At 41.8% G+C, this 13,633-nt stretch carries 12 protein-coding genes; 9 read left to right on the top strand and 3 right to left on the bottom strand.

What is annotated here, in order from left to right; all coding sequences use genetic code 11:
- Window positions 1-498 precede the first annotated feature (498 nt).
- Both AC3CKG_RS04850 and AC3CKG_RS04845 read left to right on the top strand, forming a co-directional pair.
- Complete coding sequence (locus AC3CKG_RS04850) at window positions 499-1,083, top strand: hypothetical protein (RefSeq protein ID WP_488528896.1); 585 nt, start codon at window positions 499-501, stop codon at window positions 1,081-1,083.
- 159 nt (window positions 1,084-1,242) lie between these two features.
- The gene (locus AC3CKG_RS04845) at window positions 1,243-1,485 is read left to right on the top strand and encodes a hypothetical protein (RefSeq protein WP_488528895.1); all 243 of its coding nucleotides are present in this window, start codon (window positions 1,243-1,245) and stop codon (window positions 1,483-1,485) included.
- Between the two features lie 218 nt (window positions 1,486-1,703).
- Here AC3CKG_RS04845 and AC3CKG_RS04840 read toward each other — a convergent pair whose 3' ends face one another.
- Together AC3CKG_RS04840 and AC3CKG_RS04835 are read right to left on the bottom strand one after the other, a co-directional pair.
- Window positions 1,704-2,156, bottom strand: a complete 453-nt coding sequence (locus AC3CKG_RS04840) for a septal ring lytic transglycosylase RlpA family protein (RefSeq protein WP_488528894.1) — start codon at window positions 2,154-2,156, stop codon at window positions 1,704-1,706.
- Window positions 2,157-2,524: 368 nt separating this feature from the next.
- Complete coding sequence (locus AC3CKG_RS04835) at window positions 2,525-3,451, bottom strand: LysR family transcriptional regulator (protein ID WP_198600196.1); 927 nt, start codon at window positions 3,449-3,451, stop codon at window positions 2,525-2,527.
- Window positions 3,452-3,607: 156 nt separating this feature from the next.
- Between AC3CKG_RS04835 and AC3CKG_RS04830 the strand changes: the two genes are divergently transcribed.
- From AC3CKG_RS04830 to AC3CKG_RS04805, 6 genes are all read left to right on the top strand, one after another.
- Entirely contained in the window at window positions 3,608-5,491 is a 1,884-nt protein-coding gene (locus AC3CKG_RS04830) for an alkyl sulfatase dimerization domain-containing protein (protein WP_289886579.1), read from the top strand.
- Between the two features lie 54 nt (window positions 5,492-5,545).
- Window positions 5,546-6,076 (top strand): hypothetical protein, encoded by a 531-nt coding sequence (locus AC3CKG_RS04825; protein ID WP_488528893.1) that lies wholly within the window; start codon window positions 5,546-5,548, stop codon window positions 6,074-6,076.
- 486 nt (window positions 6,077-6,562) lie between these two features.
- Window positions 6,563-8,134 carry an amidase gene (locus AC3CKG_RS04820; protein ID WP_488528892.1) on the top strand — a complete coding sequence of 524 codons (1,572 nt, stop codon included), beginning with the start codon at window positions 6,563-6,565 and terminating at the stop codon, window positions 8,132-8,134.
- Between the two features lie 92 nt (window positions 8,135-8,226).
- Window positions 8,227-9,225, top strand: a complete 999-nt coding sequence (locus AC3CKG_RS04815; protein ID WP_488528891.1) for a DUF2860 family protein — start codon at window positions 8,227-8,229, stop codon at window positions 9,223-9,225.
- A 105-nt stretch (window positions 9,226-9,330) separates the two neighbouring features.
- Window positions 9,331-10,350, top strand: a complete 1,020-nt coding sequence (locus AC3CKG_RS04810; protein WP_488528890.1) for a helix-turn-helix domain-containing protein — start codon at window positions 9,331-9,333, stop codon at window positions 10,348-10,350.
- Window positions 10,351-10,664: 314 nt separating this feature from the next.
- Entirely contained in the window at window positions 10,665-11,879 is a 1,215-nt protein-coding gene (locus AC3CKG_RS04805) for a 4Fe-4S binding protein (protein WP_488528889.1), read from the top strand.
- Between the two features lie 133 nt (window positions 11,880-12,012).
- On the opposite strand, the gene AC3CKG_RS04800 is transcribed toward AC3CKG_RS04805, so the two are convergent.
- Window positions 12,013-12,504 (bottom strand): VOC family protein, encoded by a 492-nt coding sequence (locus tag AC3CKG_RS04800; protein ID WP_029223432.1) that lies wholly within the window; start codon window positions 12,502-12,504, stop codon window positions 12,013-12,015.
- A 499-nt stretch (window positions 12,505-13,003) separates the two neighbouring features.
- Between AC3CKG_RS04800 and ahpC the strand changes: the two genes are divergently transcribed.
- Window positions 13,004-13,561: an alkyl hydroperoxide reductase subunit C gene (gene ahpC / locus AC3CKG_RS04795; protein ID WP_004736364.1), complete on the top strand. Its 558-nt coding sequence runs from the start codon at window positions 13,004-13,006 to the stop codon at window positions 13,559-13,561.
- Window positions 13,562-13,633 lie beyond the last annotated feature (72 nt).

The following is a 13,633-nucleotide window of genomic DNA, read 5'->3' as shown; positions in this document are numbered from 1 at the left end:
TAACGACCAGCATTCCGTTCCTCCCCTTTTCAAAAACCACAATGAATCGAAGATGCTGATTAAGGGGAGGTTAGGAGGGGATTTAGTTATGAGCTAACACGGATTTGCCCCAAGGTGAGACAGAGAGGGATTGAACTCAGTTTCAAACCCTGCAACTTGCCTTACTTTTCCTCATACTTAGAGTTCCAACAATGTAGCTAAATTTTCTAACCCACAACAGATTGACCTTCAAACACACTTACGCACGAATATGTTTTTCAACTATTTCTAACCTATTGAATAATAGAAGAACTAAAGGGGAATTTTTGATTGATAACCTGCCTTGAATAGGAAGCAATGTGTGCTTGTACGCTTTTCAACTAGAAATTAGATCTAAACTAAATTATATGTATATTTTTCAGTTTGTTAGGTATAGTTCTGAGGTGAGCTAAATACATCAATTCGTGCAGGCACGATATTAAAATGTTAGGCTTAAAATTGAAAATCGAGGGGTAAAAATTGGAAATATTGCTAAAATATAGCTCGTTATTAAATGTAATAGTTACTCTAGTGGCAGGTATTACTGCTTTGGGTGTTTATTTATTATCAAAAGTACATGAAAGAAAGAGCGCAGCAACGATTCTCCTTATGGACATTCGGAATGCTGAAAGCGTTGTCTTAACTATAAAAGACAAAGGGCTGGACTTATGGACAAAGGAAATCCTGACTGATAATAACTGGGATAAGTTCAAACATTTATTTGTCGGTAAGTTTTCTAATGATGAGATTGCAGCGTTCAATAGGTTTTTCGATTCTTGTTCAGAAATGAAAGACGCAAGAACTAGGATGCGTGACTTGTTCTATGCAACCCTAACAGCTAAAGCCGAATTATATCAGCAAAAAGTCTATGAAATAGAAGACCTAAATACTCCTCAAGGCCGCCAAAAGCAACAACTGTTATTTCAAAATATAAATGGTGACTTTGGTGTGTTTGATGCAGATGAGCCCAAGCAAAGACTTCTGAAAAACCTAGAGTTAATGGGAATCCTATCAAACTCTAGCGGTTTTATGAAACTTAAAAAGAGTGCCGGAGAAAAAGCCTAGCAAGGCGCTCAGACATGGCACACGTTTACTCACCGCTTAGCTAGGCGTTAGTTTCCACAGACGCATAGCTAGTATTTATTGACAGCTTGTTTGACTGAGACCCTCCATTTGCCATGATGGTTAGTTTTTAATGGATTGACAAAAGGTGTTTGAGGTTACATGAAAAATTTATCGTATTTTCAGCTTTCTAAGCTCTCAATAGATGAGTTGGACTCCCTAATCGATGCGTTATATGAAGATATCGATGTGTTGAAGCAAGTAGTCGAGAAAAATCCATTTTCAAATGACTTTGGTTCAGTATCTACACGGTACGGAGTTAATTCTAGCCTTGAGTTGAACAACATCAAATCATATATAAAACGTATTGAATCAGTGCTCGACGAGAAAGCCTCTGTTAACTGATATCTCGTTCCTATTCGTAATGCAGTCCACTTAATAAGTGTAAAACTAACAAAGCATTTAAGTTTTCAAGATACTTTATCTAATCTTATATAAACGATTTAGAATCATAGCTCTAAATCACTTCTGTCCTACTCCAATTTAGACACCCCCACACAAAAAAGGATCGGTATCTCTACCAATCCTTTGAGTGTCACAAACCAGTTCAGGCTTAGAGGCAATTAGTGCTTGTACCTAAAGGTATTACTGTCATCAACAATCTCGATTTTGACAGGCACTGTACCTTGTTTAACGTTGCCGATTTTTGCAAATGCCTTATGCGAGAGGTCAATCACTCGGCCTTTTACGTAAGGGCCTCGATCGTTAATTTTAACTTCGACAGACTTGTTATTGGCAGTGTTAGTCACTCTCACTATAGTGCCAAAGGCTAAAGTTTTATGCGCTGCCGTATAAGCATTCATGTTGTATGTCTCACCACTTGCTGTGAGTTTTCCATGGAATTTATCGCCATACCAAGAAGCTTTACCCACAAGAGCATGTGACTTGGCATAGTCCTGTGTTTTAGAACTGCCGACAGCCGACGTTGAGGTGCATCCGGCTAATATCATAAGAATAAGAGCGGTAAAGATGATATGTAGTTTTTTCATGTGATTTGGGAACGCTAATCTCTGCATGTTTCTCTATTTTCGTTGTTGTTGGTTAGCAATATTGCGCTGAGTATAGTCAAAGCTCAATCAAGGCTACCATTCGGTATGAGCCCGCAATATTTCCATAAACAACGCTTTCTTCCGTCATATTCATGAAAGGTTTTATCCTTAAAACGTCAACTTTAACAACGCCTTAAGATTAATCTCGACAGTTAATCTTACAACAATCCTATGCAGATTAACGACTTACCAAAGAACGCTCGAAGACAAGACTCATTTAGGCCGAATGCGTATACAGAGTGACGTATTTAGGATAACAAGTTCGCCTAACCTGTTAATGCGGACTTTCCTAAGCTCTTTGGAAGAAGTTTGGAAAGGAACAGGCTGTTACCCGGTCATTTGTCTTCTTTATCTATTATCGCGCAGCTCTCAATAATCTGCTCACGCAGCCACATTAACCCTTTGTCCTTGTCAAACTTCTTATGCCACAACATATGAGTGGTTACAGGCTCACAAGAAAAAGGCAATGGATATAACTTCAAAGACAATTTTTCGGCGTATTTCTTTGCAAAACTGGCTGGTGCTGTAGTGATGAGGTTGGAGCTTGAAACTTGAATCAAGGTTTCAAACAAGGAAACAGAGCTAGCGACAATATTACGCTTACTTAACGGAGCTGATGTTAAGTAATCAATCCCAGACTGCCCATCGCGCGTTCTTTCAAGCTGTATAAAAGGCGCTTCGAGAAACTGCTCCAGTGTTATCGAACCTTGTATCGATTGATTCGATTCACCGACGATGACCATTGGCAGATCATGAAACAATGCTTGGGAGTTAATACTACCCATATGATTGAGGTCGGAATAATCAATAAACAGATCTTGAGTATGACTGAAAATGGCGTTTTCAAGTTCTTTTGTCGAGTAAGGCTGATTATAGATAGAGACCTTGATCTTTGGATTATCAAGTGCTGAAAAAAAACTGAGCAGATGCGAACTTAACGATTCTGGACACGTTATCTTAAAGTGACGGCTAGACGTTTTAGGATCAAATTCGTTATATGAGATAAGCGTTTTTTCAAGGCTATTAAGATGGGGGGATATCGACCTGTGTAATTCAAAAGCGGTGTTGGTTGGGCTGATGCCCGATTTCGAGCGAACGAACAAGGTCGCATCGAAGTGATGCGCCATTTTTTGCATCATTTTGCTGACGGCAGGCTGAGTGATTCCAAGATGCATCGCCGCGCGACTGAAGCTGCCCTGAATCATGACATGATGAAAAACTTGTAAAATCTCCAACTTCAATTTTGGATGTTCTTTAATCACAATCATACCTCCAACTATAACTTTAGGAATGTTAAACATATCACTGAGGAATGAGTACATCAACAATTGCTCGCTACAATTCATCTCGTTACTTTAACTTGCATGCGTATTTCACATGCAGTTTGTTTATTGATTAATACGAGAAATTAGCGACCTATGAAAAAGAAACTATTGGCTTTGAGCATTGCTATTGGCTGCTTTACGACTTCTGGCGTTTATGCTGTGGAAGATTCAAGTAAAGTGTTGGTTGAGCATGAATCCGGTCTTATGTGGGGTGAAGGTAAACGTGTAACAGTCCTGGAAAAAACAGGAATTAACCTAGCGTATACCGAGTCGAACGACAAGGTTGCTCCTGAGCTGACCAACCACTCACGTAAAATGGATCAGGCGATCATTAAAGTTGATCATAATGTCTACAAAGCTTATGGCTTCGGTGTAACAAGCCCAGTTATCATTGAAGGTGATAATGGCATTATTGTTGTCGATCCCGGTGAATCGGTAGGTCATGGTAAAGCGACGAAAGAAGCATTGCTAAAGTACACAGATAAACCGGTTGTAGGTGTTGTTTACACTCATAACCATATTGACCATGTGGCTGGTGTTCGTGGCTGGGTAACAGATGAAGAAGTCGCTTCTGGCAAAGTGAAAATTTACGCACACGACAGTTTAACGGATGCCGTTGCTAACTGGTCTTCTAATGTTGGTAACGCGATTTCTATCCGTACCAGTTACTCTGCTGCTTCCATTGTTGACAGCGCAGACCCAGCTATGACAACGATCAATGATGGACTTGGGCCAAGGTTCCAAATCGATGATGTTAGCTTTATTACACCAACCGATACTTTCGCAGAGAAAATGGAAGTAGAGCTTGATGGTGTAAAAGTAGAGTTGCATTACATCCCTTCTGAAACCAATGATGAAATTGTTGTTTACCTCCCTGAACAAAAAATACTGCATGCAGCAGAAGTTTTACAAGGCGAAAACTTCCCTAACTTGCATACTATTCGTGGTACTAAATTCCGTGATTCGACAGTGTGGTTCAAAGGTATCGATATGATGCGTGAACTCGATGTGGAAGTGATGGTTCTTGCTCATGGCCGCCCTGTAGAAGGTAAAGAAGCGGTTGATAACGTTTTAACCGCATACCGAGATGCGATTCAATACACTCATGACCAGACGATTCGTTACATTAACGAAGGATACACACCTGATGAGTTAGTAGAAGTCGTTAAGTTGCCTGAGCATTTACAAAACCACCCGTGGCTAGGCCAATTCTATGGAACCGTAGAGCACTCAGTACGCCAACTCTACGTGGGCTACTTGGGCTGGTTTGAAGCGGATCCTTGGGCGCTAGAGCCTATTGCTCATAAAGAGCGAGCGGAACGTTATGTTGAATTGATGGGCGGACGTGAAGCCGTATTAAAAGCAGCAAAATCAGCGATCGATGAAGGTGAATACACTTGGGCGGCAGAAATCCTAACAAACGTGATTCGAATTGATCATTCGGATATGGAAGCTCGTAAGCTAAAAGCACAGGCATACCGTCATTGGGGTTCGACTCTTACGAACATCAACTGGCGCAACTGGACGATGACTGCGATTGCAGAGTTAGAAAATGAAGGATTTGATTGGTCTAAGCAAGCAAATTACACCTCTCCAGATGTCGTTCAAGCGCTTCCTACCGCGAACATTTTATCTTCTTACCCAACGCGTTTGGTCGCAGAAAAAACCATCGGTGTGAACAAAACATTGGTCTTAGAGTTTACTGATACAAAAGAAACGTTTGGATTGGAAATACGTAACGGTATCACTCAGATGTATCACAAAGCGCCAAATCACAAGGCAGATGTTCACGTTAAGTTGACGCGTGAAATGATGAACAAAATCATTTTGACCGGTGATAGCAGAACGGCAATGGCTTCAGCGCTAGAAGATGGAAGCATGAAATTTGAAACGGCAGGAATGCCAGAGCTTGTTGATTTCTTAGCCTATTTCAAAGCACCAAGTAATATATCTGACCTTAAACTAATCGTTAGATAATTCTTAATTCACTAAGGCAAATAGCACGCTCAGCGTGCTATTTGATATTCGCAGATGATCTTAAATATCCGAAAATTAGCGAGTATGGTTAAACTCGGCTTATCTTTGTTATTGGGTGCTCTATTGCCGTTCAATTTAGCGCTAGCCTGTGCTTTTCATGGAAACATAGGAGCACAACTGAATAATATGGATCAATCTTATGTTGTGTTGGCTAATATTGTTCAAGCTAGAAAAGAGGGGCTGCTCGATGACAAACCTAAAAGTGAGCAAATGGTCATGTTTCTATTTAAGCAAAAGTTATTCGAGACCGGATATGAGGGTGAACTCGCATATTTGCAAGCAATAGAGGGGCATATTTCAACCTTTAGATCGAGTAATGGATTTAGTTACCAAGATGACAATGAACAACCATTAGCCATGCTCACCACAGAAATAGATGTATTGTATAACCTAATAAACAATCGTTTTTCTTGGAGCCAAGTTGAGAAGATGGAAGTAGCCACAATAACAGGTAATGACACCGTACAAGCTGACCACATTCGAGATGTTCTCAATGAAGCATTCCCGTCAGTTGAAACTTTATAGCCCAAGCGATTTATGCCGCTAATAACTTGGGCTTCAAATGACTCATATAGACGCGACTAAGTCTTTAGGGTTCGCTAGCGGCCTATTAAAAAGTAAAAAGTAAAAAGTTCGTTCTAACCAGTTTCAAATCAAAATCTATTCACAAGCCTTGGGGAATGGCTTAACTACGTGGCTACCCTTCCGTCATATTCATGAAAGGCTTTATCCTTAAAACGTCAACTTTAACAACGCCTTAAAGTTGCTTGTTTCTCAACCACTCCACACCATTCACCCACAACTACTTTGTTTAAGTAGTAATAACGCCTGCCTATACATAACCCGACAAACGAGTTGGCGTGAATGGTATGAATGTTGGCGGTATTTGCACTGCAAGCAAACACTCCGATCTTTATTCTAGTCCCATAAATCAGCACACGGAGTGAAGATAGATCTAGCAAGCTAGATTTCGAAACAAGGATAGTGACTTTCTAACTTGGGATAGAAACTATGACTATCAATGAATTAAAGCGCAGAGATTTTTTCAAAGTTATGGGAAAAGGTGCAGTTTCAGCTGCGGCAATATCTCTACCTGCTTTAGCAAATGCATCTCCTACTTCGCCAAAAACATTACCAGCAGATTACCGAACCGTTGACTCGCCACTGGATGCGACAGAGATGGCTAGCCTAATAAGAAGCAAAAAAGCCACACCAAAAGAGTTCGTACAAGAAGCGATATATAAAATTCGCCAGACAAACGATCAGGTCAATGCCGTGGTTTCTGAGTGCTTTGACTTAGCACTGGAACGCGCGGACTCGTTTAACCCTCATTCCCCCTTTGCAGGTGTCCCCTTTCTAGCAAAAGACTGTGTCGATGTGGCTGGGCTTGAATGCACGATGGGATCGAAACTAAACCAAGGCAGAAAGCCTAACAAAACCTCTTGGTTTATTCGTGCGTCACAGAATGCAGGGCTAAACACGATAGGCATGACAAATATCCCTGAGATGATGACGTTGGGATGCACACAGAATCCACTTTATGGTGCGACGCGCAACCCATGGGATTTAAGCCGAGGTGTTCATTCTTCGACTGGCGGAGGTGCAGCTGCAATCGCTGCTGGCTATGTACCCTTAGTGCATTCTACAGATGGTGGTGGTTCATCTCGGATGCCAGCTTCAGCGACGGGAATTTTTGGTTTTAAACCGAGTCGAGAGTCTTTGATTTCGGGCCTAACTGACGGCTCAACAAATGAAGATTTTACCCATCAGTCGTTTATGTCGAGAACCGTCCGTGATGCTGCTTTAGCGGTTTCAGTCACAGAGCATCACACAAAAAACAACTTTGAGACGCCTTTTCCACGAACTCCGATAGGAATGGTTAATGCTTCTCTCAACCGAAAGATAACGATTGGTGTCACCCTAAAAGATATCCACGGCAGACTTCCCGATGAAGATACGATCGCTGCTATTCGAGCTACGGCCTCGTTACTCGAAAGCCTTGGACATATCGTTATAGAAGTTGACCAGCCGATACAAGATGGCGACGTGTTCATGCGTAATTACATGGGGGTATTTGGCAACAAGATGGCAGGCTTTGTTGAACAGTTCGACCGCCTAGGTATGCCACTTGAATCAATGCCAGACAAAGTCAGTGACAACGTCGTTTATTTGGCTCGCACGATGCAAGCACGCTTAAAAGCCGAACCTAATATGTATATCGACTCCAAAGCGCGATGCCACAATTTCGCACTGACTCACAACCGAGATTTCTTTAAAACTATCGATATATGGCTGACTCCGTGTTCAAACCATATTCCTTTGGATATTGAATATTTCGACCAGAAAGCACACTCCGGTAAAGAGATATGGGCACGCTCAGAGAAGTTAATGTCTTACACGCCAATCGAAAACGTGGCTGGCAACCCTGCGATGTCGGTGCCCTTGTATTGGAACAAGCAGAATCTTCCAGTCGGCAGTCACTTTTCCGCAGCAAGAGGCAACGACCGCCTGTTATTTGAATTGGCCTATCAACTAGAAAGTGCCAAGCCTTGGGCAAATAAAAAAGCCCCAATAGCACTTTAAGAAGCAATGCGCTTTCAAGAGCTATTTATTTTCAAGAGCTATTCGATTTCGAAATCAGTTCGATTAAAAAACTATTCAGTACGAGTCTATTGATGAAACAAATTATCTCCCTATTTTTGGCAACTATGATGCTTGCTTCACCTTCATACGCAGCTTTGGCACCAAGCGAAGGTTTCAGTGGCAACATGACCTTCCTAACCGGCTTCACCGCAAACTCAAGCAACTTAGATGTTGGCCAGAGTAATCATCAATCTCAAACCGATTTAATGTCGTCTGGTGCAACTGAAGCCAATGGAATGGTCGCTATTTTGGGTTCGATGCAGTACACCTTTGGCGCTTTGAATCACAAGCAAATTTTCTTAGGCACTTCTAGAGACGACATCATTACAGGTACGTTGGCATTTGAAGTGGGCTATAGGCAGCAACTGGAGAGCGGGATGGTTATCGACTTTTCCATCTTACCAACGTTGATCTCTGGCGAGGTGTGGGATGACCCTTATGCCGTTGATTCGAAGAGAGAAGAAACCGACCTAACCGGCAACGTGGTTCGAATGCAGCTGTCTAAAATGATGGGGACTAACTTTAGTATCGATATGGCTTTTGGCGAGTCCGATGTGAAAAAAGAAAACACAGGATTAAAGGGGCTTGATTTAACGGACGAAGAGCGAGCATTAATGACGCGAGAGCGAGAGTATTTTTACCTAAAGTCGGGTTACCAGTACTTCTTAAAAGATGGGTCTGGCATTCTCACGCCTTCAATGAATGTTTTCTCGTCGAACTCTGAGGGTAATGCGTTATCGTTCCTAAGTGTTGGAGCAGAGGTGAACTTAGCGAAAAGATTCGGAAATCATGGCCTTGCTTTCACGATCAACGCAGCAAAACGCGACTATGATAAAGAGAACCCTATTTTCAATAAGACGCGTGAAGACAAAGATTTCGGTGCATTTATCGCCTATGAATATGCCAATATCTTTGATGCAAAAAACTGGTCTCTAGTATCACTATTAGGTGCAAAAACAACCACGTCGAATATTGAATATTACCAATCGTCACAATATGTGGTTTCAGTCGGTGTTGATTACAAGTTCTAACGTCTAACTGAGCTTTTCACTGCTTGTAACCAGTAAAAAAATCCTATAATTTGGGGCACATTAACGAGAAGAACACTCTTCAACAACCAGCAATAACAGGAAGTTATGGTGGAAAGTTTTAGTACTCAGTTGCCCATATTTTGGTTTAAAACTTTAGATTCAGCGATCCAAGCTAGAATTGGAGACAGCAGTGACATCTGGTCAGGGGCAGAGGTATATGAACAACTTTGCTCCGCCGAAACGATTTCGGCCCATCAGCTTCAAACCGGTATCACCAATATCTACCAACGTTTTGATCATGAACTGATCGACTTGTTTGATGAGTCAGCCCGTTACTTTGATGAGCTTGAAATGGGCGCTCCGGTCATGGCCATGCTAACCGCCCCCAATCTCTCCAGCTTTTGTGAACTACTGAGTCGATATTCGATTCATATACACCCACTGTTGAAGATATTCACTCGTGAAACCGATAAAGGTGAACTGGAACTTTGGACAGTGACACCTGAATACATTGATGAGTCAACGCTAATGACACACATTAGCTTAGGGCTCTATTTCAGCATTGTTCTCAAGCTCATTCGAAAGTACCTCAACGCGCCCATGCAAAAAGTAGCCATTCATATTAATAAGAACACCATCGGCGATGAGTTCTTGGCTATCTTCGAGCGCGTATTCAATATAGAAATGAAAGAAGGCTACCCTGCCCGATATCTCCTTTTCTCTAACGATCTGGCACAGAAGAAGCCTCGCCAATTCCAACCTGATTTTCATGCAGAGTTAGTACGAATTGCTGATCAACAGATGGAAAAGGCGTTAAAAACCAACTTAATCTACAAAGTGAACGAAACGTTTAAAGTACTTGCAGTGAAAGACACAAACCTAGATAGCGTAGCAAGCAACCTGCACATAAGTCCTCGAACCTTGAACCGTAAACTTAAACAAGAAAGTGTGAGTTTCCGTCGCTTGTTTGATAAGTATCGACTTGAACTGAGCCTGACCCTACTTAACCAAAACGACGGTAACATTACTTATGTCGCTCACGAACTTGGCTTCTCAGATTCGAGCGCATTCAGCCGAGCATTCAAAAATTGGACTGGGCACTCTCCTACCGAACTAAAATCGTAAGGTTACTTTCCGGCGAATTTGATGAAGCGAAACGAGCCGTCAGCGCATTGCATCACTCACCAAGAGGAAGCCTCAAGGTTCGAGTGTTTTTGGATTTTCTTACTGAGCATTTCAAAAATGCGGTTTAGCGATTAATCATCTCTGTTCACTTTATTAACAACCCCGGCTAACGTTATTAAAAACCACCCTTAATGGTTAGGTGAAATATTGATGAAAATTAACTCATATCAAAGATAGATAAGTTAGCTCATTAATCGTCAGACATACTCTTCCACGCGATTTATAGTACCACTCTGTAATGAAACGGTGGCTATATGACTTTTATTGAATCCTTTACCTTAATGCTTGCATTGATTTATAGCATTTGTGTTCTCTACACTAGCGGTAAAAAGCTCGGTAGCATAATAACTTCCTGCATTATCATCATTGCTGTACTTAGTGCAGCCTATTGGCCTCTGCTCATTGCCCTATCATTGGCGGTGGTTGTTATCTCTTCCGTTTTTTACTTTAAACCGACCATCATCACGGCTTCATCTAAGACAAATGTTTTGCGTCAAGTCAGCCAACACGCGATGGCACTTTCATTATTTTTAGTGGCTATCCAGTACACCCTTCACACATGGCTACTTGTTCATCAAATATCTCCGAGCTTCATGCGACCGGATGTTACGGATGCTTTCTTACCTATTGCTGCAGCTATTCAACTTAAGGCTATCTTCTCTATTGGATTTTGGGATCAAACTCACCCGGCAGGTGCAGTCATGCTCGTGACTGTGGTAGTGACTGGTATTGCTTGTAAGCGTGCATTTTGTGGTTGGATTTGTCCGTTAGGTCTCGCTGGGGAGTATCTGTATAAATTACGCTTAAAGCTCGTGAAGAAAGCGTATTTACCACCAGCTTGGATCGACTGGCCATTACGCATGATGAAGTACTTATTGTTGGCTTTCTTTACCTTTATTTCAGTCGGAATGCCTGTCGCGAGCCTGAATTATTATCTCAATGGCAATTATCATAAAATCGCTGATGTAAAAACCGCTTGGGTATTCGTTGAACCAGGAATGATTACTCTTGGTGTTTTAGCCACTATTCTATTGATGTCAGCATGGCGACAACGGGCTTTTTGCCGATATTTTTGCCCTTACGGCGCACTACTCGGGATAACAAGCCTGCTTAGCCCATTTAAAATTCGTCGAGACACTAAGCATTGTTTAAATGAAAAAGACAATCTGAATTGCAGCAAATGCACCCGTGCATGTCCTTCTAATATTATTATTCATACCGCTAAACAAATTCGAACGGATGAATGCCAAGCTTGTTTACGCTGTGTTGCAGCTTGTCCAAATAAACAGGCTCTTGGGCTAAAAACACGTAATGGTTGGCAATTGTCATCTAAGTATCTTCTCGTTTTAGTGCTAATGATTATGTTCGGCATCCCTCTATTGTCTTTTGCATTGGGTTATTGGCACAGTCAAACAAGCAATGAGATCCGTATACAATTAATTCAAATGATGGATTATCTCAGCTATTGATCTTAACTCTTTGAATCTCATAATGTGTCCAAATCCAAGTTACATCCCCCCCCAAAAAAAAAGGATTGGTATCTCTACCAATCCTCTTTAGGGGGTGTTTCGGTTTCTACCTTATGACAGGCAGATAACGCGATTACTCGTAATCAGTCGCGTACGTATCTTCGTATGTGTGCGAGTAGAATTCGAATAGGTTGCCAAACGGGTCTTCTAAGTAAACCATTTGCGCTTGTTTTAGTTCGTCTTCTGGGTGGTAACGCATGATGTCCATACGAACTTTACCGCCAAACTCTTCAACGCGCTTAATCGCTGAATGAAACTGCTCTTTTGGAAGCTGTAGACAGAAGTGGAAGATGCCTAGGCGAGAGAAGTCTACTTCGTGACGCTCTTGGCGATCTTTCATTTCGAACAACTCAACACCGATGCCATCAGATGTTACTAGGTGTGCAATGTTGAAGCCTTTGAAGCCTTCACCAAATACTGCGATACACATACGGCCGATTGCTGATTCGCGTTCTTCCATAACCTTAGTGTTGTTCATTACGATTCTTAGACCCAGAGCCTTAGTGTAAAACTCTACTGCTTGGTCCATGTCGCCTACCATGATGCCTACGTGATTCATTTTCATAACTTGCTCCAAATTCGTTTTTAATTCTGTGCTTTCCGAAGATTAGCTTCGGTATTTCGTTTCGATGGAGAGAGTATATGGAGATGCGACAATCAACTGAAATTATCATAAATTATATTAATGATAATTTTTTGTTATTTACAGGTTTAGCATCAAATCCCAGATCGCTTAAAGAAGCCATGCCTGCCCTTGCCTACTTACCTACTTACCTACTTACCTACTTACCTACTTAGATACATAAATACATAGAGGCTTACGTGAATAGAGATAAGCCGAAATAAAGAACAGCCTAAAGAGCATAGCTACCCAAATAGAACGTAGCCCTAGTTTGATAACTTCTATCGATAGCTTTTGTCGATAGCTCTCTTCTTACGAAGATAGGATTTGCCTATTGAATCTATAGAAATGTCCGATTTCACTAATTTTCGGTGCGAATGCAATATAGCTCCATCGACGCGGGATAGCGTTAAACACTACAAATTAGAAAGAGAGTCGAATCATGATCAACACAGAAATCAAACCATTCAACGCAACAGCATTCAAAAACGGCGAATTCGTAGAAATCACTGAGCAAGACGTTAAAGGCAAGTGGGCTGTATTCTTCTTCTACCCAGCAGACTTCACGTTTGTATGTCCAACTGAGCTAGTTGACCTACAAGACAAATACGCAGAGCTTCAATCTCGTGGCGTAGAAGTTTTCTCAGTATCAACTGACACGCACTTCTCTCACAAAGCATGGCACGATACTTCTGACAAAATCGGCACTATCGAATACTTCATGGTCGGCGACCAAACAGGCAACATCACCAACAACTTCAACGTTATGCGTGAAGGTCAGGGCCTTGCAGACCGTGCAACTTTCCTAATCGACCCTGAAGGCGTTATCCAAGCAATGGAAATCACAGCTGAAGGTATCGGCCGTGACGCTGAAGACCTACTACGCAAGGTTAAAGCAGCACAATACGTAGCCGCTCACCCAGGTGAAGTTTGCCCAGCTAAATGGAAAGAAGGCGAAGAGACTCTAGCGCCATCTCTAGACCTAGTAGGTAAGATTTAATCTAAGCCTATCTAAAAAGAACAAATAAAACGGTTCTACAGGCGCGCTTCGGCCTCCCTCCTAAAGGGCAGT

The sequence above is a fragment of the Vibrio sp. QJM3NY_15 genome (assembly GCF_057785995.1).
The sequence above is the reverse complement of the archived record's forward strand: the minus strand, read 5'-3'. Positions and strand labels throughout refer to the sequence as shown.